Raw genomic sequence first — 1,302 nt, forward strand, 5'->3', positions numbered from 1 at the left:
CTTAGGTTCTAGGGATCGTTGCAACACCTGACCTGATCAGGGGTTGTAGTGTTCGAGATCCGTGATGATCGTCGGCCGCAGGGTCCGAAGAAGCTTCGCGCGGAGCGCCAGGCATATTTGGATCTTGTGGCGCGGGGTGTGAGTACGAGTGAGGCGTGCCGGCTGGTCGGGATCAACCGCAAGACCGGTCACCGCTGGCGGTACGGCACGAGGGGTTCGGCGAAGGCCGGGCGGCAGGAGACAGTTCTGCCTGCCGCCCGGCCTTCGGCCATATCCGGCCGGTACCTGTCACAGGACGACCGGATCGTCATCGCGGACCGGCTGCGGGAGGGAGCATCGCTGCGAACGATCGCGGTGCAGTTGCGACGCTCGCCGGGCACGATCAGCCGGGAGGTACGCCGTAACCGGCACCCGGACAGCGGCGACTACCGGCCGTACGCAGCCCAGCAGCGCGCAGAGGCCCGGCTCCCGCGCCCGAAGACTGGCAAGATCGCCGCCTGGCCGCAGCTGCGTGACCGGGTGCAGGCCATGCTGGAACTCAAGCACAGCCCCGAGCAGATCAGCCGTCGGCTGCGCCGTGACTTTCCCGAGCGAAGCGAGCTGCACGTGTCGCACGAGACGATCTACCAGGCGCTCTACGTTCAAGGACGCGGCGCGCTACGCCGGGAACTGACCGCCGCGCTGCGCACCGGCCGCGCCGTGCGCCGTCCCCGCAGACAGCCCGGCCAGCGTCAGCCCCGCTTCACCCATCCGATGGTGATGATCAGCGACCGGCCCGCCGAGGCCGACGACCGCGCTGTTCCCGGCCACTGGGAAGGCGATCTGATCATCGGCAAGGACAACGGCTCCGCGATCGGCACCCTCGTCGAACGCTCCACCCGATACGTGTTGTTGGTGCATCTCGGCGCCGGCCGTGGCGCCGACCGGGTCCGCGACGGGCTGCTCGCCGCCATGGCCACCTTGCCCCGGCACCTCAAACGATCTCTGACCTGGGACCAGGGCATCGAAATGGCGATGCACCGCGAGTTCAGCATCACCGCGGACATGCCGGTCTACTTCTGCGACCCGCACTCACCCTGGCAACGCGGCTCCAACGAGAACACCAACGGCTTGCTACGCCAATACTTCCCCAAAGGCACCGACCTAGCCGTCCACCACCCCGACGACCTCGCCGCCGTCGCTGCCGAACTCAACAGCCGCCCACGCAAAACGCTCGGCTGGGATACCCCAGCCGAGCGCCTCGCTAAGCTCCTAGCCGTCACCGACTAGCCATCGTGTTGCAACGACCCCTTGAAACCGCCC

The 1,302-nt window shown here is 67.6% G+C and carries 1 protein-coding gene; it reads left to right on the plus strand.

What is annotated here, in order from left to right; genetic code table 11:
* Positions 1-138: 138 nt before the first annotated feature.
* Complete coding sequence (locus RBH18_RS43835) at positions 139-1,269, plus strand: IS30 family transposase (protein ID WP_456237655.1); 1,131 nt, start codon at positions 139-141, stop codon at positions 1,267-1,269.
* The last annotated feature ends 33 nt before the right edge of the window (positions 1,270-1,302 follow it).

The organism is Actinoplanes oryzae, assembly GCF_030757795.1.
GTDB lineage: Bacteria > Actinomycetota > Actinomycetes > Mycobacteriales > Micromonosporaceae > Actinoplanes.